General features: G+C 64.5%; 20 protein-coding genes and 1 pseudogene. 12 read left to right on the top strand and 9 right to left on the bottom strand.

Annotated features, from left to right (window positions below; translation table 11 throughout):
* From paaE to BraRD5C2_RS20260, 6 genes are all read left to right on the top strand, one after another.
* On the top strand, positions 1–1,077 hold the full coding sequence (gene paaE, locus BraRD5C2_RS20235) for a 1,2-phenylacetyl-CoA epoxidase subunit PaaE (protein ID WP_223970700.1): 1,077 nt from the start codon (positions 1–3) through the stop codon (positions 1,075–1,077).
* Positions 1,078–1,265: 188 nt separating this feature from the next.
* Positions 1,266–1,721: a hydroxyphenylacetyl-CoA thioesterase PaaI gene (gene paaI / locus BraRD5C2_RS20240; RefSeq protein WP_223970702.1), complete on the top strand. Its 456-nt coding sequence runs from the start codon at positions 1,266–1,268 to the stop codon at positions 1,719–1,721.
* 19 nt (positions 1,722–1,740) lie between these two features.
* Positions 1,741–3,066, top strand: a complete 1,326-nt coding sequence (gene paaK, locus BraRD5C2_RS20245) for a phenylacetate--CoA ligase PaaK (protein WP_223970703.1) — start codon at positions 1,741–1,743, stop codon at positions 3,064–3,066.
* A gap of 35 nt (positions 3,067–3,101) precedes the next feature.
* A complete protein-coding gene (gene iaaH / locus BraRD5C2_RS20250) occupies positions 3,102–4,532 on the top strand; it encodes an indoleacetamide hydrolase (RefSeq protein WP_223970704.1) in 1,431 nt (476 codons plus the stop codon).
* A gap of 91 nt (positions 4,533–4,623) precedes the next feature.
* Complete coding sequence (locus BraRD5C2_RS20255) at positions 4,624–5,658, top strand: quinone oxidoreductase family protein (protein WP_223970705.1); 1,035 nt, start codon at positions 4,624–4,626, stop codon at positions 5,656–5,658.
* A 109-nt stretch (positions 5,659–5,767) separates the two neighbouring features.
* Positions 5,768–6,823 (top strand): YeeE/YedE family protein, encoded by a 1,056-nt coding sequence (locus BraRD5C2_RS20260; protein WP_223970706.1) that lies wholly within the window; start codon positions 5,768–5,770, stop codon positions 6,821–6,823.
* Positions 6,824–6,997: 174 nt separating this feature from the next.
* On the opposite strand, the gene BraRD5C2_RS20265 is transcribed toward BraRD5C2_RS20260, so the two are convergent.
* A complete protein-coding gene (locus tag BraRD5C2_RS20265) occupies positions 6,998–8,956 on the bottom strand; it encodes a serine hydrolase domain-containing protein (RefSeq protein WP_223970707.1) in 1,959 nt (652 codons plus the stop codon).
* 42 nt (positions 8,957–8,998) lie between these two features.
* A complete protein-coding gene (locus BraRD5C2_RS20270; protein ID WP_223970708.1) occupies positions 8,999–10,162 on the bottom strand; it encodes an AraC family transcriptional regulator in 1,164 nt (387 codons plus the stop codon).
* A 137-nt stretch (positions 10,163–10,299) separates the two neighbouring features.
* Here BraRD5C2_RS20270 and BraRD5C2_RS20275 point away from each other — a divergent pair.
* Positions 10,300–10,428: pseudogene (locus BraRD5C2_RS20275) on the top strand (YeeE/YedE family protein); the annotation flags it as partial.
* 306 nt (positions 10,429–10,734) lie between these two features.
* The gene (locus BraRD5C2_RS20280; RefSeq protein ID WP_223970710.1) at positions 10,735–11,523 is read left to right on the top strand and encodes a bestrophin-like domain; all 789 of its coding nucleotides are present in this window, start codon (positions 10,735–10,737) and stop codon (positions 11,521–11,523) included.
* 283 nt (positions 11,524–11,806) lie between these two features.
* On the opposite strand, the gene BraRD5C2_RS20285 is transcribed toward BraRD5C2_RS20280, so the two are convergent.
* Both BraRD5C2_RS20285 and BraRD5C2_RS20290 read right to left on the bottom strand, forming a co-directional pair.
* Positions 11,807–12,064, bottom strand: a complete 258-nt coding sequence (locus BraRD5C2_RS20285; RefSeq protein ID WP_374708027.1) for a site-specific integrase — start codon at positions 12,062–12,064, stop codon at positions 11,807–11,809.
* A gap of 224 nt (positions 12,065–12,288) precedes the next feature.
* Positions 12,289–13,194, bottom strand: coding sequence for a LysR family transcriptional regulator (locus BraRD5C2_RS20290; RefSeq protein ID WP_223970712.1), 906 nt, complete (start codon positions 13,192–13,194; stop codon positions 12,289–12,291).
* 177 nt (positions 13,195–13,371) lie between these two features.
* Between BraRD5C2_RS20290 and BraRD5C2_RS20295 the strand changes: the two genes are divergently transcribed.
* Genes BraRD5C2_RS20295 through BraRD5C2_RS20305 form a run of 3 tightly spaced genes read left to right on the top strand, consistent with a single transcriptional unit; the run spans position 13,372 to position 15,550 of the window.
* Positions 13,372–14,118, top strand: coding sequence for an SDR family NAD(P)-dependent oxidoreductase (locus BraRD5C2_RS20295; RefSeq protein WP_223970714.1), 747 nt, complete (start codon positions 13,372–13,374; stop codon positions 14,116–14,118).
* Between the two features lie 36 nt (positions 14,119–14,154).
* A complete protein-coding gene (locus BraRD5C2_RS20300) occupies positions 14,155–14,901 on the top strand; it encodes an SDR family NAD(P)-dependent oxidoreductase (RefSeq protein WP_223970716.1) in 747 nt (248 codons plus the stop codon).
* A gap of 16 nt (positions 14,902–14,917) precedes the next feature.
* Positions 14,918–15,550, top strand: coding sequence for a glutathione S-transferase family protein (locus BraRD5C2_RS20305; protein WP_223970718.1), 633 nt, complete (start codon positions 14,918–14,920; stop codon positions 15,548–15,550).
* Between the two features lie 145 nt (positions 15,551–15,695).
* Here the strand turns inward: BraRD5C2_RS20305 and BraRD5C2_RS20310 are convergent, their stop codons facing one another.
* A complete protein-coding gene (locus tag BraRD5C2_RS20310; RefSeq protein WP_223970720.1) occupies positions 15,696–16,604 on the bottom strand; it encodes a DMT family transporter in 909 nt (302 codons plus the stop codon).
* A gap of 81 nt (positions 16,605–16,685) precedes the next feature.
* Here BraRD5C2_RS20310 and pdxR point away from each other — a divergent pair, with 81 nt between their 5' ends.
* Complete coding sequence (gene pdxR, locus BraRD5C2_RS20315) at positions 16,686–18,143, top strand: MocR-like pyridoxine biosynthesis transcription factor PdxR (protein WP_223970722.1); 1,458 nt, start codon at positions 16,686–16,688, stop codon at positions 18,141–18,143.
* Positions 18,144–18,274: 131 nt separating this feature from the next.
* Here the strand turns inward: pdxR and BraRD5C2_RS20320 are convergent, their stop codons facing one another.
* The 4 genes from BraRD5C2_RS20320 to BraRD5C2_RS20335 all read right to left on the bottom strand — a co-directional run bounded on the left by BraRD5C2_RS20320 (position 18,275) and on the right by BraRD5C2_RS20335 (position 22,833).
* Entirely contained in the window at positions 18,275–19,495 is a 1,221-nt protein-coding gene (locus BraRD5C2_RS20320; RefSeq protein ID WP_223970723.1) for a bifunctional alpha/beta hydrolase/OsmC family protein, read from the bottom strand.
* A gap of 28 nt (positions 19,496–19,523) precedes the next feature.
* The gene (locus tag BraRD5C2_RS20325; protein WP_223970724.1) at positions 19,524–20,186 is read right to left on the bottom strand and encodes a sulfite oxidase-like oxidoreductase; all 663 of its coding nucleotides are present in this window, start codon (positions 20,184–20,186) and stop codon (positions 19,524–19,526) included.
* Between the two features lie 13 nt (positions 20,187–20,199).
* Positions 20,200–21,522 carry an MFS transporter gene (locus tag BraRD5C2_RS20330; protein ID WP_223970725.1) on the bottom strand — a complete coding sequence of 441 codons (1,323 nt, stop codon included), beginning with the start codon at positions 21,520–21,522 and terminating at the stop codon, positions 20,200–20,202.
* Between the two features lie 84 nt (positions 21,523–21,606).
* Positions 21,607–22,833, bottom strand: coding sequence for a cytochrome P450 (locus BraRD5C2_RS20335; protein ID WP_223970726.1), 1,227 nt, complete (start codon positions 22,831–22,833; stop codon positions 21,607–21,609).
* Positions 22,834–22,873: the final 40 nt, after the last annotated feature.

A 22,873-nucleotide genomic window follows, 5' to 3' on the forward strand; every position in this document is an offset into this window, starting at 1 on the left:
ATGTCGACACCGCGATTCCACCGTCTGTCCGTCAGCGATCTGCGCCGCGAGGCGTCGGACGCGATCTCGATGACCTTTGCGGTCCCCGACGATCTGCAAGGCGACTACCGCTTCACGCCGGGCCAGTATCTGACCTTGCGCACCACGATGGACGGCGAGGAAGTCCGCCGTTCCTACTCGATCTGCTCCGGCCCTGACGATGGCGAGCTGCGCATCGCGGTGAAGAAGGTCGACGGGGGCGCGTTCTCGAACTGGGCCGCCGACGAGCTGAAGACCGGTGACGAGCTCGACGTCATGACGCCGACCGGCCGCTTCGGCGTTGCGCATGCGCCCGCCGAGGCGCGAACCTATGTCGGCTTCGCCGCCGGCAGCGGCATCACGCCGATCCTCTCGATCGTCAAGGGCGTGCTGGCACGCGAGCCGGAGAGCCGATTCTTCCTGTTCTACGGCAACCGCTCGACCGAAGGCGTCATGTTCCGCGAGGCGCTGGAGGAGCTGAAGGACCGCTTCATGCAGCGGCTGTCGGTGTTCCACGTCATCTCGGGCGAGGAGCAGGACATCCCGATCCTGCACGGCCGGCTCGACGGCGAGAAGGTGCGGGTGCTGCTGCGTTCGCTGGTGCCGGCTGCGACCGTCGATCACGTCTTCGTCTGCGGCCCGGCCGCCATGAGCGAAACGATCGAGGCGACCTGCCGCGAGATCGGCATCGCCGACGAGCGCATCCATGTCGAACGCTTCGTGTCCGAATTCGGCGGCAAGCCACGGGCCAAAGTCATCGTTCCGGCCGGCGCGCCGCCGAAGGCGATCGCCGGACTGATCATCGACGGCAAGCGCCGCGAGGTCCCGGTGGCCGACGGCGAGTCGATCCTCGACGCCGCGCTGCGCGCCGGCATGGATCTGCCGTTCGCCTGCAAGGGCGGCATGTGCTCGACCTGCCGCGCCAAGCTGGTCGAAGGCGAGGCGCCGATGGATCTGAACTATTCGCTGGAGCCGTGGGAGCTGAAGGCGGGGTTCATCCTCACCTGCCAGGCCAAGCCGTGCTCCGGCAAAGTCGTGGTCGATTATGATCATGTTTGATCGTCATTCCGGGGCATCGCGCAGCGATGAGCCCGGAATCCATAACCACGATCGTGAGTATGGATTCCGGGCCTGCGCCTTACGGCGCATCCCGGAATGACGAAAGCGGCGTTGACGCCTCGCGCGTCGCGCCCAACACTGACACCAAGAGGCCCGCTGCAAACGGGCCCGCGCACAGGGAGTTCGATGTGAACGTGAAGGCCACGCTATCGCCCGAGGACATCGCCCGCGCCTGCGCGGATGCGATGTGGAAGGAAGACGACGCCAGCAAGGGTCTCGGCATGGAGCTGGTCGAGATCAAGCCGGGGCAGGCTACGATGGCGATGACGGTGCAGGCGCACATGGTCAACGGCCAGCGCATCTGCCATGGCGGCTACATCTTCACGCTCGCCGATTCAGCGTTCGCCTTTGCCTGCAACAGCCGCAACGATCGCGCGGTGGCGGCGCAGGGCAACGTCACGTTCATCCGGCCGGGCAAGCTCGGCGACCGTCTGGTCGCGACCGCGCGCGAGATCTCGCGCAGCGGCCGTTCGGGAATCTACGACGTGCGTGTCACCGCCGGCGACGGCGTGATCGCCGAATTCCGCGGACATTCGCGCGTGATACCCGGCACCTGGCTGCCGGACACGGACATCAAGGCATAAGGCTTCAGGGGAAACGTCGATGGCAACGGCAAGACTCAAGGATAGCGGCTATCGCGCCGAGCTCGATGCGGCCGAACGCGCCTCGCGCGACGAGATCATGGCGCTGCAGACCAGGCGGCTCGCCTGGTCGCTCAAGCACGCCTATGACAATGTCGCGCACTACAAGAAGAGCTTCGACGCGGCGGGCGTGCACCCCACAGATTTCAAGCAGCTTTCCGATCTCGGAAAATTTCCGTTCACGGTGAAGACCGATCTGCGCGACAACTATCCCTTCAACATGTTCGCGGTGCCGCGCGAGCAGCTGGTGCGTGTCCATGCTTCCTCGGGCACGACCGGCAAGCCGATCGTGGTCGGCTACACCAGGGCCGACATCGATACCTGGGCGGATGTGATGGCGCGCTCGATCCGTGCCGCCGGCGGCCGCACCGGCATGCTGATGCACAATGCCTATGGCTACGGGCTGTTCACCGGCGGTCTCGGCGCGCATTATGGCGCCGAGCGGCTCGGCTGCACGGTGATCCCGATCTCCGGCGGCATGACCGAGCGGCAGGTGCAGCTCATCAACGACTTCCGGCCCGACGTCATCACGGTGACGCCGAGCTACATGCTGGCGATCCTCGATGAATTCAAGCGGCAGGGCCTCGATCCGCGCAAATCGTCGCTGAAGTTCGGCATCTTCGGCGCCGAGCCCTGGACCAATGCGATGCGGGTCGAGATCGAACAGGCCTTCGACATGGATGCGACAGACATCTACGGCCTCTCGGAAGTGATCGGCCCCGGCGTCGCGCAGGAATGCGTGGAGACCAAGGACGGGCTGCATATCTGGGAGGATCACTTCTATCCCGAGGTGATCGATCCCCTGACCGGCAAGGTGCTGCCCGACGGTGAGAAGGGCGAACTGGTGTTCACCTCGCTGACCAAGGAAGGCTTTCCGATCATCCGCTACCGCACCCGCGACCTGACGCGGCTGTTGCCTGGCACGGCGCGGCCCGGCATGCGGCGGATGGAGAAGGTGACCGGCCGCTCCGACGACATGATCATCCTGCGCGGCGTGAACGTGTTCCCGACCCAGATCGAGGAAGCGCTGCTGGCGACCGACTGGTGCGGCGGCCACTTTGTTATCGAACTGACCCGCGAGGGTCGGATGGACGAGATGACGGTGCTGGCCGAAGCCCGGCCCGAGAGCTGGGACGGCGAGGGGTTGACCGCGCACGCCGAGAAGGTCTCGGCCTTCATCAAGAACACGATCGGCATCTCCACCCGCGTTCGCATCGTGGCGCCCGAGACGCTGGAGCGTTCGCTCGGCAAGGCGAAACGTGTTTACGACAAGCGGCCGAAAGAATAGCCTCTCGCCCGCAATGCAAGAGGGGCGGGGTTTCCATGGCCGATACGAACGAAACAACCGCTGCGCAGATCGTGGCTGATATCCGCGATGGGAAGGTGACGGCGGTCAGCGTCGTCGAGGCGGCACTCGATCGCGCCGAGCGGCTCAAGCACCTCAACGCCTTCATCGTGCTGAACCGCGACGGCGCGCTGGCGGCGGCGCGCGAGGTCGACGCCGGGAAACGCACCGGCGTGCTGGCCGGACTTCCGATCGTCGTGAAGGACAACATCAACACCTCGGACATGCCGACATCCGGCGGCACGCCGGCGCTGCAACACGCACGGCCCGCGCGCAATGCGCCCTCGCTGCAAAAGCTGCTCGACGCGGGTGCTGTCGTCATCGGCAAGACCAATTTGCACGAGCTCGCCTTCGGCATCACCAGCACCAATCTCGCGCCGTTCGCGGGACCAGTGCGGAATCCATACGACACGAACCGGATCCCGGGCGGCTCGTCTGGCGGAACGTCGGCGGCGATCGCCGCACGGATCGCCACCTGCGGCCTCGGCTCGGACACCGGCGGCTCGACCCGCGTCCCCGCAGCGCTGACCGGGACCGTGGGCTTGCGGCCTTCGGTCGGCAATGGCGGCGCCGAGCGGCGCTATCACGACGACAACCAGGTCGTTCCGATCAGCCATACCCGCGACACCGTCGGCCCAATGGGACGCACGGTCGCCGATGTCGCGCTGCTCGATGCCGTCATCACCGGCGCGCCACAGGCCACAGCCATTCCGCTACGCGGCGTGCGTCTCGGCATTCCCGCCTGCTTCTGGAGCGGTCTCGATCGCGACGTCGAGGCCGTTGCTCGGGCGGCCTGCACACGGCTCACGGCGGCCGGCTTGGTGCTGGTCGACGTCGATATGCCTGAGCTGTTCGAGCAGAACGACAAGGTGTCGTTCGTGGTCGCGCTGCATGAACCGATTGCGGATATCCCGGCCTGGCTCGCCGCCTCCGGGATCGAGGGGATCACGCTGACCGACATCGCGGCCGGCGTCGCCAGTCCCGACGTCGTCGGCGCGTTCGGCGCCATCACCGCGGACGCCTTCGGTGCCGCCTATGACGATGCGATCAAGGTGCAGCGGCCGGCGCTGCAGGCGATCTATGCCGCCTATCTCAGGGACAACAAACTGGACGCCATCCTGTTTCCGACCACGATTGCGCCTGCGCCTGTCATCGACGAGAAGACCGGGTCCGGCGAGATGTCGGTCAATGGCGGTGAGCCGGTGCCGACCTTCGGCACCATGATCCGCAACACCGATCCCGGCAGCAATGCCGGCCTTCCCGGGCTGTCGCTCTATGCCGGCATGACGCCTGATGGCCTGCCGGTTGGGCTCGAGCTCGACGGTCCGGTCGGCAGCGATGCCAAATTGCTCGGGCTCGGCCTGTCGATCGAGGCGATCCTGGGCACGGCCCCACCGCCGAAGCTCTGAATAACAAGCCCCTTGAATTGATCGGTCAGTCGATTAGTCATGGCATGAGGCCGCCCGGCGGCCACGATCCGCGCGCCTTGCGGCGCGCTTCATGACCAAGACTGGACTGCCCATGCCGCCGGCCCCGCCAGCAAATCGTCGTCCCGTCGATGCCCATTGCGTCCGCCTGCTGACGAAGGCGGAGGATGCGGCGGCGGTCGCGCCCGTTGTCGAGGCCCATGCACTTTCGCGCGGGGATAACGACGTCCTGATCGAGGTGAAGGCCGCTGCGGTCAATCCGTCCGACGTCAAGGCCGCGACCGGGCTGATGCCCTATGCCGTCTTCCCGCGCACCTCGGGCCGCGACTACGCCGGCGTCGTGATCGACGGTCCGTCGGGCTTGGTCGGACGCGAGGTGTTCGGCTCATCCGGCGACCTCGGCATCCGCCGCGACGGCACCCACGCCACCCATCTGGTGGTCGAGGCCGATGCCGTGGTGGAAAAGCCCGCCGGCATCTCCTGGGATGAGGCCGCCGGGATCGGCGTGCCGTTCGTCACCGCGATGGAAGGCCTGCGTCGCGCCGGCGTGCCGAAGGCGGGCGAGATCGTGCTGGTGATGGGCGTCAACGGCAAGGTCGGTCAGGCCGCCGTTCAGATCGCGAGCTGGCACGGCGCGCGCGCGATCGGCGTGGTGCGCAAGAGCGAGCCCTATGAGGGCCACAGCAATTCGCCGGTCGAGGTGATCGACGCCTCCGCCACCGATGTCGCCGCGCGGGTGCGCGAACTGACCGGCGGCAAGGGCGCCGACATCGTCTACAACACGGTCGGCGATCCGTATTTTCAGGCCGCGCACAAGTCGCTGGCGCTGCGCGGCCGGCAGATCCTGATCGCGGCGGTCGATCGCATCGTGCAGTTCAACATCCTCGAATTCTATCGCGGCCAGCACACCTATGTCGGCATCGACACGCTTGCGCTGTCGTCGGTTGCGACCGGCGAGGTGTTGCGCGAGCTCGCGCCGGGCTTTGCCAGCGGACATCTGAAGCCGTTTCCGATCAGGCCAAGCGCGATCTATCCGCTGGCACAGGCCAAGGCGGCGTTTGTTGCCGTGGCAGGCTCGTCGCGCGACCGCGTGATTTTGCGACCATGACCTACCGTCATTGCGAGGAGCAAAGCGACGAAGCAATCCATTCTCTGTCGTGTGATAGTATGGATTGCTTCGCTTCGCTCGCAATAACGAAGGCAATTGAAGGATTGTTATGGACACCGCCACCATCGTCATCCTCGCCGCCCTGATCATCGGCCTGATCTATGGCTCGGTCGGGCTCGTCAGCGGCTTCTGCATGATGAGCGGCCTGCGCGGCTGGTGGGCTGACGGTGACGGCCGGCTGGTGCGCACCTACGCGCTGGCGATGGGGGTTGCGATCGCGGCGTCGCAGCTGCTGGCGGCGGCCGGCCTCGTCGATCTCGGCAAGTCAATTTATCTGCAACCGTCCTTCTCGGCGCCTGTGATGTTCCTCGGCGGGCTGTTGTTCGGCTACGGCATGGTGCTGTCGAATGGCTGCGGCTCGCGCGCGCTGGTGCTGCTCGGGCGCGGCAATCTGCGCTCCTTTGTGGTCGTGATCGTGCTCGGCATCTTTGCCGAGATGACGCTGAAGGGCCTGATCGCGCCCATGCGGATCGCGATGGTGCAGGCCTCGCAGGCCACAGTATCAGCCAATTCGGTGCCGGCGCTGCTGGCTAGCCTCGGCCTCGGCGCGGTGCCGGCGCGGATGGTCGCCGCCTCGGTGCTCGCGGCGGTCCTGATCATCTTCGCCTTTGCCCATGCGCCGTTCCGCAAGTCGCCGGGCCAGATCGCGGCCGGCCTGATCGTCGGCCTGCTGGTGGCGGGCGGCTGGTACGCGACCGGCTATCTCGGCGCCGATGATTTCAATCCGGTGCCGGTGACCTCGCTCACCTTCATCGCGCCGATCGCCGACGCGCTGCAATATGTGATGCTGTCGACCGGCTCGACGCTCAATTTCGGCATCGTCACAGTGTTCGGCGTGTTCGCCGGCAGCCTGGTCACCGCTGTTACCACCGGGCGCTTCCAGTTCGAAGGCTATCGGTCGCCGCAGCACATGCTGCGCTCGGCAAGCGGTGCCGCGCTGATGGGCGCGGGCGGCGTGATGGCGTTCGGCTGCTCGGTGGGGCAGGGGCTCACTGGCTTGTCGACGCTGTCGCTGTCGTCCTTCATCGCGATCGCCGGCATCATGCTCGGCACCGGCGCCGGCCTGCGCGGCGCCTTGCGGGTCAGGCCGCTCGCGACGGCCTAGGGCGTGTACTCATAACCGTCGGCTTCCAGTCATAAAGCGGAAGTTGCCCGGTTCGGCAGTTATCGGCGGCTGATGACCCTGAGCGGAAGTCGAGACCGCCACCATCTCGGGCCGCCGGACATCTGATGTTCGAGCAACGCAGCTCCCGCCAATTTCATCAGCTGTCAGTGTGCCCTATTGGGCGAGCGCGCCGCGTTGCTCCCATGGTCCCGGATTGAGAACCGCGCCGTTGACTTTGCCGGCTGTGTCTCTGACGAAGGCAATCCGCGTGCGATCGCCACTCTCGACTTGGAATTCATCCTTCGAGCGAACCGCCACGGGCGTCGGCCGGCCCTTGTCGAAATCGAGGATTGACCAACCGCCTGTCGCCTCGACGACGAGCTTGCCGTCTACGACACTGACTTGAAGCGCGACACTCTGCGCGGGAACCGCCTCCCGGGCAAAGGCAACAACGAGCGGACCTCTCTGCGTCGCGCGGATGATCTTGAACTTGATCGCGGCGTTGACCGGACCTGAAATCCGACGAAAGGCCGCCTCCAAGGTCAGGCCCTTGATCGACTTGTCGTCGATCGCTGTGATGAGATCTCCCGCCATGACGCCTGCTTTCGCGGCAGGGCCGGTATCGGCCAATTTGATCACCCTGAGGCCATCGGTGCCCGCGATAACGGACTCAAGACCGGTCCAGCCGTTGCCGTCGGCGATCGAGGTCTGTCTGTCCAGCGAACTTGCAGACCCGCCGAAAGCGTAACGTCCGACATATTCGGCGAGCGCGCCGGCATTTCCTTGCCCGGAGGCAACCGGCGCCGGCGCTTCAGGCACATTCAGCGCCGCATAGGGTAGACGCCGGATGGCATTGAAGTAGAAACCGTTCTCGCTGTGCTCGCTCCGCTGCATCATCATCACCAAAATCAGCTTCTGCACCGGATCAACCGAGAAAAATGTGCCCCAGCTTCCCTGCCAGTTGAAGCTTCCGACTGCGCCCGGAATGTAGCTGAAATCGGGGCTGGTGCGGACTGCGAAACCGAGCCCCCAGCCCGTACCGAAGGCCGGACCGACTTCATGCCCCGCAATGTGCATTTTGGGCGGCAGCGAATTCGTCGTCATCAGCCGGACCGTTTCGGGCTTCAAGATACGCACGCCGTCAAGCTCGCCGCCGTTGAGCAGCATCTGGCAGAAGCGCAGAAAATCAGGAACCGTGGAGACGATGCCTCCGCCGCCCGAGAAGAACGTCTGCGGCTTGCCGACGTCGCCATTCGCGAAAGGGGGTTGGGGCTGCGGCCCCGGCACGGCGACGAGACGGGCAAGCTTGTCCTGCGGTACCGAGAAGCCGCTATCGACCATATGCAGCGGCGCGAAGAGGCGGCTTTGCAGAAACTGATCGAAGGGCTGTCCCGACACGACTTCAATGACGCGGCCGAGCACGTCGTAGCCGATGGCATATTCCCAGACTTCGCCCGGCTGGTGCAGAAGCGGCAGGGCGCCGAGGCTCGCGACGAAGTCCGCGATAGGCTTGTCGCGCCGGAACGGCGCCCTGGCGCCGTACAGTACGTGAATCGCGGCATTCTCAAATCCGGGATCGGCGTAGTCCGGCGAAGCATAAACGAGGCCGGACGTATTGCGCAGCAGGTCCCGGATCGTCATCGCACGCTTCGCCGGTTCAAAAATATTCCGCGCAACATCCGAGAGGATCGGATCCCCGGTGACCGGATCCTTTTTGACGACCTGCATATCCCTGAGCTCCGGCAGATACTGGGCCACGGGAGCATCAAGGTCGAGCTTGCCTTCATCGACCAGCATCATGGTGGCGACGCTGGTGATTTGCTTGGACATCGATCCGATGCGGAAGATCGAATCCGGCCGCATCGGCGTTTTCTTGTCCTGGTCCTCGAAGCCGGTAGCTTGCAAATAGGCGAGCTTGCCGCCCCGAGCGATCCCCACGACAAAACCGGAAGGGTCGCCTTTTTCGCTCTGCGCTTCGAACCAGGAGGTCATGCGCGCCAATCGCCGCGCCGAAAAGCCGAGCGCGCCCGGGTCGCCGACAGTCTGCAAATCGTCGGCAAGCGCCGCCCCTGCTGGACCGAGTGTAAGCGCCGCCAGCGCGGCCAATAGAACGACAAACCGCTGATTCCGCATGGAGATCCCCGTTGGCGCAGCTACTGCGAGGAAGGATCGCCATCAGTCTGTCGAATGTTTTCGATTGCTTCTCGCCGATTCCTGCAAACCGGCTGGCCGATTCCTCAACTCGACTGGCCGATCTTCAATCGATCGCTTTACCGGGGCTGCATTTCCCGCCATTGCGAGACGGCGGAATTCGGTTGGGGTCAAACTGGTCGCCGCCTTGAAGGCGCGGTTGAACGGCCCGATCGACTGGAAACCTGTGTCCATGGCAATTGTCAGCACCGGGACTTCCACTTGTTCAGGGTCGACCAGCGCTGCCTTGGCTTCCCCGATCCGGTAATGATTGAGGAACGCATTGAAATTGCGATAACTGAGGCCCTCGTTGATGAGTTGCCGCAGCCGGTACTCCGGCACGCCAAGCTCGACGGATAGCAATTTGATGGTCAACCCCTCACGCCGGTAGATGCGCTCGACGGTCATGAGCTGTTCCAACCGGCGCAGGAGAGCCGGTTCAATCGTTGCGTCAGACGCCTTGGTTGGCGCGCTGGAGGGGGCGTTTGCGGCGGGCAGCAGGATCGAACCTTTCCGCGTCCCCGCCTCCAGCAGATTCCATGTGCTCAAACCAGCTAACGCGAACAGAACGAAGGCGTTGGCGACGCTAGTCATGGAAAAAGTGGGATGCGAGGGCTGCTCCAGGAAGCTCAAGTAAGAGTTGAGAACGGTTTGGGCCGACGCGCCGATCAGGACGACCAGCCGGAGCCCACGCCGGCCTTGCACAAGGTCCGCCGGCCAAGTGACAAGCGTCTGCGCCACCGCCAACAGGGCCAGGCCGAGAGAGGCAAACGACAGCGTGCGCTCGATCGCAAGCTCGAGCGCTGCCGATCTTGTGACTCCGCTGGCGTCCAGCCACTGAGCGACGGCGACGGCCGCCCACAAGACGCCATGCCAAGGCCGTGGTACGAAATCGTCATCGAAGGCAGCACGCGCCCATAGCCAGAACACGACACTGTTCGCGCTGGACAACGCCAGTAGCAACAGGCCCCACCACGCAAATGGCCGCGGGAACGTGGGCGCCGAGCAGACCATCGAAGCCGCGGCGCCGATTGCGAGCGCGGCGCCCAGCAGTGCGGCCGTGCTATCGCGGCGATCGCGTAGCGCCATGGCTGCGATCAGCAGGCACAATGCTATGACGGCGCCTCGTAACCCGAGGTCAATCGACATCAAACCGCTGGTGCCCACTCTCGGAAATACTCCCAAGTGCCATTGTTGAGCCGCGCAGGCTCGCTCATACGCCCTGGGCGCAACTGATGTCGAGTCGTCAGATAATCTCGAAGCGGCTACGAACTGAAAGAGCCCCGGTCGGGCAGGGGCTGACCGGCCTGTCGACGCTGTCGCTGTCGTCCTTCATCGCGATCGCCGGCATCATGCTCGGCACCGGCGCCGGCCGGCGCGGCGCACTCCGGGTCCGGCCGCTCGCGACGGCCTAGCGCGTGTACAAATAACCGTCGGCTTCCAGGCATGAAACGGAAGTTGCCCAGTTCGGTAGCTATCGGCGGCTTATGACCCAAGGTGGACCTCGTGCAGCCTCAGGGGTAACCGGACGCCGAGATTTATGGTATAGGCCCTAGAAATCGTCGACCGCATCTTCGAACGTTTCTAGAAATCGCTGACGCCTGCCTCATTTATGCTGGCTATTCAAACGATCCGTACGCTTAACCAATAAACGCCATTCCAATCGGCGCGACGCATCTCGGCGCTCGTGCCCGAAGCTGGGCCGCGAAACGGGGGGAACGATGAGCGACTGGTTCCATGAACTGCCCATTTCGTGGATGTCACTCCTCGTTTTCGGCTTTACCTATGTGCGTACATTCGCCATCCATGTCGGCGTTGCGGCGCTGGCGAGGCGCGGATACGCCAAATCGTTCAAGGCCGTTTCTCCGGGCATGCTGTCCCCGCTCGGTGTAATTTTCGGCCTGTTTGTCGCGTTCACAGCTGCGCAGGTCTGGAGCGACAATGACCGCGCCAGCGCAGCAGTGACCCATGAGGCGAGCGCGTTGAGAACCGCGCTCGTCGTCGCAGCGAGTCTTCCAGCCGAGCAGGAAGCCAAATTGCACGATCTCATCCGAGCTTACGCTCATGAAACTGCGACCATGGAATGGCCCATGATGGCGCACCGAAACGCATCGCTCAATGTGACTCCGCTCCCCATTCAGGAGGCGCTGCAACTCGTTCTCTCATCCCCCGCCATCAACTCCGGGCAGCAAGCGGCGCAACGTGAGATCACAAACGCAATCGAAGCTGCTCTTGATGCGCGCAGACAACGGATCATCGTGAGCCGGGCGGAGGTCAACGCTGTGAAATGGTCCTGCCTTTACTTGCAGGCTATCTGCGCCCTGTTGGCAATCGCGCTGGTTCACTGCGATGATCGGCTTTCATCGTTGATAGCGCTGGGGTTGTTTGCGACCGGCACGGCCGCCTCGGTCTTGCTTATCGCTGCGCATGATCGGCCGTTTGTCGGACAGATCGCGGTCACGCCGGATCCGTTGCTGCAGATCATATCGGAGCCCGTAACAAAGCGCTGAGCGAATGAGGGTCTGAAGTGTTACTTGGCGCTGATTCACATCCTTTTCCGGCGCGCTAGGACCATTTCCAGCGTGGCCGAAAATGTTCCGGCCCGCTATCTACCAGTTGCGCGGTTTTGCCCCCAGTTGCGGCCTGCGCCATCTCATGTCACCTGTTGGCCCGAAGCGTCGGAGGCAGGTCGGGCAGAGTATTGTCCGCTCTGCCCGGGCACTTCAGACGTCAACCTGTTCCGCTATGGCCAAGGCGTCATCGACCTCAATGCCGAGATATCGGACGGTGCTTTCAATCTTGGTATGACCGAGCAAGAGCGCCCGGCGCAAGGTCATTGACTTTCAAAGCTACGACGTCACAGCCGCGCAGCTTGCTGTCGATGGCGACGTTGAACAGTGCCAGATCCCTCATTCGGCCTTCGACCTCGAGCTTGGTTCGGATTGACCAGACGTGCTTCGGACGGAGCGGCGGCTTTGCGCCGACGATCCTCCCCTTGTTCCAAGGAACGTGTTTCGAGACGGCCGGGATGGTGCTTGCGATATCAGTCATGTTGACCTCCTCAGCTAGTGAGGCCGGCCATGTTCAGCCCGGAGCCCTTCCAATCCCGCGTCCGCTTCGAGACGATTGGAGACGTACTTGCGTCCAATTCGAGCGACGGCAGGACCGATCTTGACCCGAAGCGGACTCCTGAGCCAAGCATTCATCTCTGCCGATCGCCGACGAGGCCGTATCCTGATGATTTGACCTAGGTCACCAAGGCTGGATCCGGCAGGTCATCTGCCATTGCGACTCGAGACCTGAAACTTGATCTCATCCAGCTTTGAGAGCAGAAACTTCAGCATCGGTGAACCGTTAGCCTCGTTGTAACCGATCACCAGATCGACCATCGGTGCTCCCTGTATCGGACGGCTAATGATGGTTTTCGGCAGCAGATTTTGCGCATAGAGCGGAAGCAGGCTGATGCCGCCGGTCGAGGCAATCAGTGAGACCGCCATTGCCAGATTTTCTGCCTGATGCGCAGGCTTGATCGTCAGTCCGTGGCGCTTGAAGAACCTCTCGATCGCGGTTCGCAAGACCAGCGCCCGCACCGGGGACACGCCGACATACACTTCATTCGCCAGATCCTGGGGCCGGATCGCGCTGCGCGCGGCGAGCGGATGGTCGCTAGGCATAAAGGCCAGCACCGGATCCTGTCTTAGCAACTTGAATTGCAAGCCCGCGGCGTGCTTCTCCGGACGGAGGAACGCCAGGTCGATCATGCCGCGCACCAGTCCGGCGGCGAGGTCGGGCGAGTCTTCGCTACGGATCGTGATTTCGGTGCTTTGCAGCTTGCTGCGCAGGATGTTCATCACGGCCGGAAGCCAATCCATTTCGTAGCCGGTGAGAAATCCGATCGTGATGGCCGATTTCTCCGGTTGAGCAGCGCGGCGAGCGGCTTCCGCGGCGGCCTCGACCTGCAGTAGAGCCACTCGGGCATGGTCAAGGAACACACGCCCGGATGGAGTCAGTTCGATGCCGCGCGGTCCGCGCACGAACAGCTGCACGCCGAGCTCCAGCTCGAGATCGTGGATCTGACGGCTCAGTGATGGCTGCGCGGTGTGCAGACGCTTTTCGGCCGCAACCGAGAAGCTACCCTCCTCGGCTACCGCGACGAAATAACGGAGGTGTCGTAGCTCCATATCCATGCCTCAAAAGTATATTTCGAACCCTACGAAGTCTTTCTCAAAGACGCTATCCCTAACTAAATCTTCTGCCAATCAAGACGTACCGACGCAAACGCCTCCGAGGCCCCCGTTGCGAACGGATTGGCTAACTAGGCCGGTCAAGCATATCGGCCATACCAGCTGGAGAGTGACATGAGCAATCCCGTTGTCCTGATTACAGGTGCCCTTACCGGCATCGGCCGCGCCACGGCGCTCGCCTTCGCCCGCGAGGGCGCCAGCCTGGTGGTATCCGGTCGCCACGACGATGCAGGCCGTGCGCTGATCGGCGAACTCCGCTCGCACGGCGTCGAAGCCGAATTCGTCCGCGCCGATGTCCGGCGCGAGAGCGACGTTTCGGCACTGGTCGAGCAGGCGACGAAGCGGTTCGGCCAGCTCGACGTGGCGGTCAACAACGCCGGCACGGAAGGCACGCCCGGCCCGGTGACCGAGCAAACCGCAGAAAGCTACGCGGCGACGTTCGACACCAATGTGCTCGGTGTCCTCCTGTCGATGAAGCACGAGCTACGGGTCATGCAGCCGCAGGGCTTCGGCAGCATCGTGAACATCTCGTCGACCATGGGCAGCCGCGGCGCGCCGAATGCTTCGCTCTACGTCGCCAGCAAACACGCTGTCGAAGGCTTGACCAAATCCGCCGCTCTGGAGGCGGCCGCCTTCGGCATTCGCATCAACGCCATCGCACCCGGTCCGATAGAGACTGCGATGCTCGACAGGTTCACCGGCTCCGCCGATCGCAAGGCCGGGATGGTCGCGGGAATTCCGCTGAAGCGCGCGGGCCGCCCCGAGGAACTCGCGGACGCCATCCTGTTCGCGGCTTCGCGCAAGGCGTCGTTCATCACCGGCCAGATCATCAGCGTCAACGGCGGCAAGACCGCCGCGTAAATGTATCCCGATAGCAATCCAACCAGGAGAACAACCATGACCGATCTCGTCAGCCGAACCGCCCTCGTCACCGGTGCCTCCCGAGGTATCGGCCGCGCCACGGCCCGCGCGCTCGCTCTCGCCGGCGCCCGCGTCATCGTTCACTACGGTAATTCCGCTGAGGATGCGCACTCGCTGGTCGCGGAAATCCGCGAAGCCGGTGGGCAGGCCGATGCCGTCGGCGTCGATCTATCCGCGTCCGACGGCGCGCAGCGGCTCGCCGCCGAGGTGCGTAGGCTCGTCGTCGGCCAACTCGACATTCTGGTCGCCAACGCAGGAGTTGCGGTGCCCGCCACCATCGAAGCGCAGACCGTCGAGGATTTCGATCGCATGTTCGCGGTCAACGTCCGCGCACCGTTCTTCCTGGTGCAGCAGTTGCTCCCGCTCATGGGGGACGGCTCCAGCATCGTGATGACGTCGTCACTGGCGGCGCGGGCCGCTGTCGGACAGTTGCCGGCGTATTCCGCCACCAAGGGCGCGATTGACACGATGGTAAGGCATTTCGCCTCGCTGCTCGGACCGCGTGGCATCCGCGTCAATGCCGTGGCACCGGGCATCATCGACACCGACATGTCGCAATTCACCAAGACGAATGAGGGCCGCGACTACGCGCTCAAGATGCAAGCCCTGCAGCGCATCGGTCACGCCGACGACGTCGCCGACGCCGTGACCTTTCTCGCTTCTAATTCCGCCCGCTGGGTGACCGGCGACACCATCCAGGTCGGCGGTGGCTCAAAGCTTTGACTTCGGGAGATAAGTTATGAGGCTCTACCAGTCTTCCAGCTCGCCCAACTCGCGCCGCGTCAGAATCTACCTTGCGGAGAAGGGCATAACGATGCCCCTCGTGCCGGTTGACCTCGGCGCACGCGAACAGTTCTCGGACGCCTACGCGGCAATCAACCCGCGACGCGTCGTGCCCACCCTCGTTCTTGACGACGGGACGGCCATTGCGGAAGTGCCGGCGATCGTTCGCTATCTCGAAGAAGCGTATCCGAACCCGCCGCTGCTCGGCAGTTCTCCCAAGGAGAAAGCGACCATCTCCATGTGGGAGCGCCGGATGGAGATAGAGGGCTTCGCCGCGGTGATGGAAACCGTGCGCAACGGGCTCGTCGCCCTCAAAGGGCGCGCAATCGCGGGGCCCCATGGCTACGACCAAATTCCGGAGTTGGTCGAGCGCGGCCGGCGTCGCATCGCCGACTTCTACCGCGATCTTGAGAACCGCTTAGTGGAAGTGCAATTCCTTGCTGGAGACCAGTTCAGCGTCGCCGATATCACGGCGGTTGTCGCCATCGACTTCGCGACAAAGGCCTTGAATCTATCGATTCCGGCGGAGAGTGCTGCATCAAGGCGTTGGTACGATTCTGTGATATTGCGTCCAAGTATGAGCTCGTAGAGGCAAGAACGGTATCCGACACCGATACGCAGGTCCTCATGACTGGGTCCGCATTTGGCCCAAGGCCGACATGCAGCGATGTCGGTTTCGACGTCAGCTTCCGAGATCGAAGTGGACGTGACGAATCTATGAGTACAGGCCCTAACTACGCCCGCGCCGGCGCGTCCGCGAGCGCGCTCAACGCGATGCCGCCGACGATCAGCGCCGCGGCGATCGCGAGCGACAGATCGATCGGCTCGCCGAGCAGCAATGCCGCGGTCACGATGCCGACGATCGGCGTCCCCGTCGTGCCGAGCGAGGTCGTCAGCGCCGGCAGGCTCTTGTTGACCATGGACATCGCCCAATAGGCCAGCGCCGTGCCGATGAATCCGGAATAGAGAAACAGCAGCACGAGGTGCGGCGACCATGTCACCGTGGGCACGCCCTCGGTGACCAGCGCCGTCGTGGTCAGCACCAGCGTCGCGACCAGCACCTGCCACAGCAACAGCTGCAACGGCGTCGCGACCCATCGATGCGAGCGGATGTAGATGATGTTGGCGGCCCAGCAGATCGCGGCGAGGATGATCATGCCGGCGCCGGCGATGACGTGCAGATTGCTCCAGTCCAGCGACGCCGGGTTGAGGATCACGCAGAGGCCCGCGAGCCCCAGCGCGACACCGACCAGCTTGAGCGCGCCGAGGCGTTCGGTTCGCCCGGCGCCGGCGGCAAGCGCGACCCACAGCGGCGTGGTGTAGCCGAGCACGATGCCCTTGCTGGCCGGCAGATAGCGCAGGCCGGCGGCGACCAGTGTCGAGAAGAACGTCATGTGCAAGAGCGCGACGCTGAGCACGACAGGAACATCAGCGATCCGCGGGATGATCAAATTGCCGCTGGCCCGCAGGATCACCAGCAGGGCGACCAGCGCGACCCAGCTGCGGATCGATGCGGTCCACAGCGGCGGCACCGACACGACCAGCGATTTCGTCACCGACCAGTTGATGCCCCAGGCCAGCACCACGACGATGAACAGGGCGGTGGCCTTGGCAGGGGAGAGTGATTGGTTCACGGGCGGCATCCTTGCAGGCGATACCGCTTCTGAATAGGATCGCGCTGGCTCTCTCGAAAGAGCCAGATTTGACAGATCAAAGGAGCCAGATTGATCCTTGCCGAATTGCTCGCGCTGAAGCGTGCCGATGATGCCGGGCTGACCGCGCAGCTGACGCAGCAGCTGCGCGGACTGATGGCAAGCGGCCGGATCAGGAGCGGGGCCGTGCTGCCATCGAGCCGCACCCTTGCGGCCGAGCTCGACGTGTCGCGCAACACCGTCACGCACGCCTACGAGCAGCTCGCGGCCGAGGGATATCTGCGCGTCGCCGCGCGGCGGCGGCCGGTGGTGTCAGACGATATTGAGGCGCGCTTCGCCAGGGCGGTGCCGGCGCCGCGGCGCGATGCCGCCCGCAAGCCGCTGCTGTCGCCCTGGGCCTTGCAGCTCTCGGGCACGGATTGGCCGCTGTCCTACCAGGCCGATTTCCGGCCGCTGCGTCCCGGGCTCGCGGATGCGCGCGAGTTTCCACACGAGATCTGGGCGCGCTGCCTGCGCCGCAGCGCATTGCGCCGCCGCTTCAACGATCAGACCGTGATCAACCGGCCGAGCCTGCGCGAGGCGTTGCGCGATTATCTCGAAATCAGCCGCGGCGTGCGTGCCGAGGCCGACCAGATCCTGATCCTGCCGACGGCGCAGGCGGCGCTGACGCTGATCGCCGCGACCACTATTGTTACCGGTGATGCGGTGTGGACCGAAGATCCCGGCTATCCCGGCGCCGCGGCGGCGTTTCGCGCGGCGGGTGCCGACGTCGTCGGCGTCAGGCTCGATCAATGGGGCATGATGCGGACGCGCGAGGCGCGCGCGCCGAAGCTCATCTTCACGACGCCCTCGCATCAGCATCCGACCGGGCGGCTGATGCCGGTGGCACGCCGCACCGAGCTGCTGGCGGCGGCCGAGCCCGGCAAGACCTGGATCGTCGAGGACGATTACGACGGCGAGTTTCATTATGACAGCCGCCCGATGCCGGCCCTGCAAGGGCTCGATCGCGAGGGACGCGTGCTCTATCTCGGCACCTTCGCCAAGGCGACGACCGCCGATATCCGCATCGGTTATCTGGTGGTGCCGCCACAACTGGCGCGGACGATGGAGATCGCGCAGCGCCACCTCGGGCTGATGGCCTCCGTGCACGTCCAGGAGGCGCTGGCCGGCTTCATGGGCGACGGGCACTTCCTGGCGCATGTCAGGCGGATGCGGCGCATCTATCGCGCGCGCCGCGATCACCTCGCGGCGGCGCTGGCGCGGCACCTCGAACCAGTGCTCACGGCCGAGGTCCCGCCGGGCGGCATGCAGCTGATCGCGCGTTTCAGGGATGGCGCCCCGGACCGGAGCGCCGTGGCGCGACTGGTCGCCGCCGGGGTCGAGGTGCGCGCGCTGTCGAGTCTCGCACTGGAGCGGCCGCACGACCACGGCCTGTTGCTCGGCTTCGCCGCCTGGCGCGAGAGCGAGATCGGCGCCGCGGTCCGGATCATGGCGAACTGCCTGACCGGCAAGCGCCCGGCGCGTGGGTAGAGAGGCATGCATAATTTCGGAATAATAGAAGAATACCCCTGAGTTGCCCGACATGTCAAGTCGCCTTGTCGAACGCCGCTGGCCGCCGGCTACTGTGCATGGGGTTGTTTTCGATATTTTCAGTGCGCCCCTTACTCCGCCGCCTTGGTGACGATCCGCACCTCCGACGTCAGCGTCTTGTGCACCGGGCACTTGTCGGCGATCTCCATCAGCCGCTTGCGCTGGTCAGGATCGAGGTCGCCCTCGATCCTGATGACGCGATCGATCTGGTCGAGCATGCCCTCGCGCGTCTCGCACTCCTCGCAATCCTTGGCGTAGATCTTGTTGTGCTGGAGCGTGACGGTGATGCGATCGACCGGCAGCGACTTGCGGTCGGCATACATCCGCATCGTCATCGAGGTGCAGGCGCCGAGACCCGTGAGCAGGAAATCGTAAGGCCCGGGGCCGGTGTCATCGCCGCCGACCGCGACCGGCTCGTCGGCGATCAACCGGTGCGGACCGGTGGTGACGATCTGCTGGAACTTGCCGTTGCGGGTCTCCTGCACCACGACGTTGCGCGGCGCGCTGCCGGCATCGGCCACCGGCTGTGGCGCGAGGTCGACGTAGCGCTCCGCCCAGGCGCCGATCACGTCGGCGACATAGGCGGCATCCTGCTTGCCGCTCAGCAGATGATCGGCGCCCGCAAGCGAGACGAAGCTCTTCGGGTGCTTGGCCGCGATGAAGATGTTGGTGGCGTTGTCGATGCCGACGGTGTCGTCGGTCGGCGAGTGCATGACCAGCAGCGCCTTGTGCAGCTGCTTGACCTGCGCCATCAAATTCTGCTCCGCGACGTCGTCGAGGAATTCGCGCTTGATGCGGAACGGGCGGCCGGCGAGCGACACTTCGCCTTCACCCTGCGCGCGGATGTCCTCGATCCGGTCCTTGAAGAAATGCGTGACATGGACGGGATCGGACGGCGCGGCGATGGTCGCGACCGCCTTCGCCTCGGGAATCCGGCCTGCGGCCGCGAGGATCGCGGCGCCGCCGAGGCTGTGGCCGATCAGGATCGCGGGCGCCTCGCGGGTTTCGCGCAGATGGTCGGCGGCGCGGACCAGATCGGCGACGTTCGATGTGAACGTCGAATTGGCGAAATCGCCTTCGCTGGAGCCGAGGCCCGTGAAGTCGAACCGCAGTGTGGCAATACCCTTGGCGGCGAGGGCAACCGCGATGCGCTTGGCCGCCAGCACGTCCTTGCCGCAGGTGAAGCAATGCGCGAACAGCGCATAGGCCTTGATCGGGCCATCAGGCGTATCAAGCGCGGCGGCAAGCTGATGGCCGCCCACACCGGTGAATTGAAAGCGTTCATGCGGCACGGGCAGGCTCCATCATTGTGTTGATCGGTCAGTCGCCAGAATAGCGCTGTTCGGTCCAGGGATCACCGCGATTGTGATAGCCGCGCACCTCCCAGAAGCCGGGCGCATCTTCGGTCAGGAATTCGATGCGCTGCAGCCACTTCGCGCTCTTCCAGAAATAGAGATGCGGCACCACCAGCCGCACCGGGCCGCCATGCTCCTGCTCCAGCGGCTTGCCCGACCAGCTATGGGCGAGCAGCGCGTCCTCGGCGGCGAAATCCTCGAGCGACAGGTTCGTCGTATAACCGTCATACGAATGCAGCGCGACGAAGCGGGCGTCATCGCGCGGCCGGCAGGCGGCGAGCAGGTCGCGGGTCGAAAGCCCCTCCCATTGATTGTCGTAGCGCGACCAGGTGGTGACGCAGTGGATGTCGGAGACGAATTGGGTCTGCGGCTGCGCCGCGAATTGCGGCCAGGTCCAGTAGATCGTCTGCTCGACCGCGCCGTAGACGTCGAGCCGCCAGCGCTCCCGCGTCACGTTCGGCATCAATCCGAGATCGAGCACCGGCCAGTCGGCCGTCAGATGCTGTCCCGGCGGCAGGCGCTGCTCGTCCGGCCGGGTGATCCTGCCGGTGAGGAATTTGCCCTCGCGCGCCCAGCGCTGCTTGCTGCGCGTCAGCTTGCTCTCGGGTGGCTCGGCGTCGTCGGTCATCGGCGTTGCGCCATCATTCGTGGCGCTGCATCGCGGAATCGTGCTTGGTGTCGCGCATGGTCGAGTAGATCAGGAGCGACAGGAAGATCATGCCGCTGAGATAATAATAGAACCAGTCTTCATGCCCGATGCTCTTGAAATAGAGCGCGACCGCAGGCGCGGTGCCGCCGAAGATCGATACCGTGATGGCGTAGGGCAGGCCGACGCCGAGCGCACGGACATTGGTCGGGAACAGCTCAGCCTTCACGATCGCATTGATCGAGGTGTAGCCGGCGACGAAGATCCAGGCGCTGCAGATCAGAAGGAAAGCGATGAAGGGCGACTTGGTCTCCTTCAGAGCAGTCAGGATCGGGATCGTCGCCAGCGTGCCGACGACGCCGAAAAAGATCAAAAGCGGCTTGCGGCCGATGCGGTCGGACAGCGCGCCATAGATCGGCTGCAGGAAGGTCGCGAAGATCAGCGAGCCGAAGATCACGAAGGTGGTCTGGTCCTCGGTGAGGCCGACCGACAGTTTCACGAAGGTCTGCATGTAGGTGGTGAAGGTATAGAACGCCGCGGTGCCGCCGGCGGTCAGGCCAACCACCAGCAGCAATTCGCGGGGATAGTTCAGGAGGCCGACGATCGAGCCGGTCGGCTTGGAGACCTTCTTGGCCTCCTCGAACGCCTCGGTCTCGTGCAGGCCGCGCCGCATCACCGCCGCGAAGATCGCGAGCATGGCGCCGATCACGAACGGAATCCGCCAGCCCCAGGCCTTCAACTCGTCCGGGGTCAGGAACACCTTTTGCAGCAACAGCAGCACGATGATCGCGGTGAGCTGGCCGCCGATCAGCGTGACGTACTGGAAGCTAGAATAGAAGCCGCGATGCTTGGCGTCGGCGACCTCGCTGAGATAAGTGGCGCTGGCGCCGTATTCGCCGCCGAGGCTCAGGCCCTCGATGATGCGGGCGAGCGCCAGGATCGTCGGTGCGGCAATGCCGATCGTGGCATAGGTCGGCGTCACCGCGATGATCAGCGAGCCGAAGCACATGCAGACCACCGAGAGCGTCAGCGACAGCCGCCGGCCGTAGCGGTCGGCGATGTAGCCGAACAGCCAGCCGCCGAGCGGGCGCATCAGGAAGGTCGCGGCAAACAGCACGGCGGCATTGAGCTGCTGCACCACCGGATCGCTGTGCGGGAAGAACGCCGGCGCGAAATACAGTGCGAACGCGGTGTAGGCGTAGAAATCGTACCATTCGACGAGATTGCCGACCGAGCCGATGAAGATCGCCTTGACCCGCCGCTCGACGTCATGGATGTCGAGATGGTCGCTCGCGGATTGAGCGGTTTGTTCGGACATTGGCAGGCCTCCCCGGATTCTCTGGCGCGATTCCGGGGCAACTATCGCATTTGCGTGGTGCGATGTAACTGCTGTCCTGTTCCTTTAGGCGTTCTTGCCGAACAGGACGGGCAGTTGACGCGGGCCGCGCACCGTGCCTTCGGACCAGGTCACCTTGCCGGCCGGGTCGAGGCGGAAATCCGGAATCCGCTTCAGCCATTCCTCGATCGCGACCTGCATCTCCATCCGCGCCAGGTTGGAACCGACGCAGCGGTGGATGCCGAGGCCGAAGGCCGCGTGGCGGTTCTCCTTGCGGTCGATCACCACCTTGTCCGCATCGGGGAACATGGCGGGGTCGCGGTTGGCCGCGGGGAAGGACAGCAGCACCATATTGCCCGCCTTGACCGGGCAGCCGGAGATCGTGGTTTCCTTCATCACCTCGCGGGCCATCGTCACCGGCGAATAGGCGCGCAGGAATTCCTCGATCGCGGTCGGGATCAGCGACGGCTCCGCGACCAGGCGCTCGCGATCGGCGGGCGTCTTGGCGAGATGCCAGAGCGAGGAGCCGAGCGCGCTCCAGGTGGTGTCGATGCCGGCGATCAAAAGCAGCCGCAGCGAGCCGAGCACGTGCTCGTCGGTCAGCGGCTGGCCGCCGGGACCCTTGGCCCGCAGCAGCTGCGAGATCAGATCGTCGCCCGGCTCAAGCTTGCGCTGCTCGAGATGGGCCATGAAGTAGCCGGTCATCTCGCGCACGCCGCTCATCATCTCGTTCTCGTCCTTGATGCCGAGCTCGAGGATCTGGTGGATCCACTTGATGAAGAGGTCGCCGTCCTTCTCGGGGATGCCGAGCATGTGCGCGATGGCGCGCACCGGGATGTGCTTGGTGTAGCGCGCCGCGGCGTCGCAATGGCCATCGGCGATGAATTCGTCGATCAGCTCGTTGCAGATCGCGCGCACCCGCGGCTCCAGCCGCTTCATCGCGTCCGGCGTGAACGGCGGCAGCAGCACCTGCTTGGCGGGCTTGTGCTCCGGCGGATCGGAGGTGATCGGCGGTGCACGGGCGGAGATCTCGGGGCGGACGTCGCGCACGATGACTCGGCGCGAGGAGAAGTGCTCGGTGTCGTAAGCGATCTCCTTCACCGCCTGATAGGTGGTCGGCATGTAGCAGCCGAGGAAGCGCTCGGTATGCACGACCGGCGAGGCCGCGCGCAGCGTCTCCCAGATCGGGAACGGGTCGTCGGTCCAGACCGGATCGGTATGGTCGAAATCATGGACCCAATCGGTGACCGGGGGATGCTCGGGCAGAAAGCTTGCGGACGGGGAATCGGACATCGGCTCGTTTCCTTCTCGTTCGATCAAATGCTGGTCGGCT

Origin of the sequence: Bradyrhizobium sp. RD5-C2, from assembly GCF_019972155.1 — a bacterium.
Taxonomy (GTDB): domain Bacteria; phylum Pseudomonadota; class Alphaproteobacteria; order Rhizobiales; family Xanthobacteraceae; genus Bradyrhizobium.

Excerpts from the sequence above, each read along its gene's own strand:
- BraRD5C2_RS20265 (WP_223970707.1), bottom strand. The coding sequence starts at position 8,956 with ATGCGGAATCAGCGGTTTGTCGTTCTATTGGCCGCGCTGGCGGCGCTT.
- iaaH (WP_223970704.1), top strand. The coding sequence starts at position 3,102 with ATGGCCGATACGAACGAAACAACCGCTGCGCAGATCGTGGCTGATATC.
- BraRD5C2_RS20325 (WP_223970724.1), bottom strand. The coding sequence starts at position 20,186 with ATGACCGACGACGCCGAGCCACCCGAGAGCAAGCTGACGCGCAGCAAG.
- BraRD5C2_RS20260 (WP_223970706.1), top strand. The coding sequence starts at position 5,768 with ATGGACACCGCCACCATCGTCATCCTCGCCGCCCTGATCATCGGCCTG.
- BraRD5C2_RS20285 (WP_374708027.1), bottom strand. The coding sequence starts at position 12,064 with ATGACTGATATCGCAAGCACCATCCCGGCCGTCTCGAAACACGTTCCT.
- BraRD5C2_RS20310 (WP_223970720.1), bottom strand. The coding sequence starts at position 16,604 with ATGCCGCCCGTGAACCAATCACTCTCCCCTGCCAAGGCCACCGCCCTG.
- BraRD5C2_RS20300 (WP_223970716.1), top strand. The coding sequence starts at position 14,155 with ATGACCGATCTCGTCAGCCGAACCGCCCTCGTCACCGGTGCCTCCCGA.
- BraRD5C2_RS20255 (WP_223970705.1), top strand. The coding sequence starts at position 4,624 with ATGACCAAGACTGGACTGCCCATGCCGCCGGCCCCGCCAGCAAATCGT.
- BraRD5C2_RS20290 (WP_223970712.1), bottom strand. The coding sequence starts at position 13,194 with ATGGAGCTACGACACCTCCGTTATTTCGTCGCGGTAGCCGAGGAGGGT.
- BraRD5C2_RS20330 (WP_223970725.1), bottom strand. The coding sequence starts at position 21,522 with ATGTCCGAACAAACCGCTCAATCCGCGAGCGACCATCTCGACATCCAT.
- BraRD5C2_RS20305 (WP_223970718.1), top strand. The coding sequence starts at position 14,918 with ATGAGGCTCTACCAGTCTTCCAGCTCGCCCAACTCGCGCCGCGTCAGA.
- BraRD5C2_RS20295 (WP_223970714.1), top strand. The coding sequence starts at position 13,372 with ATGAGCAATCCCGTTGTCCTGATTACAGGTGCCCTTACCGGCATCGGC.
- paaK (WP_223970703.1), top strand. The coding sequence starts at position 1,741 with ATGGCAACGGCAAGACTCAAGGATAGCGGCTATCGCGCCGAGCTCGAT.
- paaE (WP_223970700.1), top strand. The coding sequence starts at position 1 with ATGTCGACACCGCGATTCCACCGTCTGTCCGTCAGCGATCTGCGCCGC.
- BraRD5C2_RS20270 (WP_223970708.1), bottom strand. The coding sequence starts at position 10,162 with ATGTCGATTGACCTCGGGTTACGAGGCGCCGTCATAGCATTGTGCCTG.
- BraRD5C2_RS20280 (WP_223970710.1), top strand. The coding sequence starts at position 10,735 with ATGAGCGACTGGTTCCATGAACTGCCCATTTCGTGGATGTCACTCCTC.
- BraRD5C2_RS20335 (WP_223970726.1), bottom strand. The coding sequence starts at position 22,833 with ATGTCCGATTCCCCGTCCGCAAGCTTTCTGCCCGAGCATCCCCCGGTC.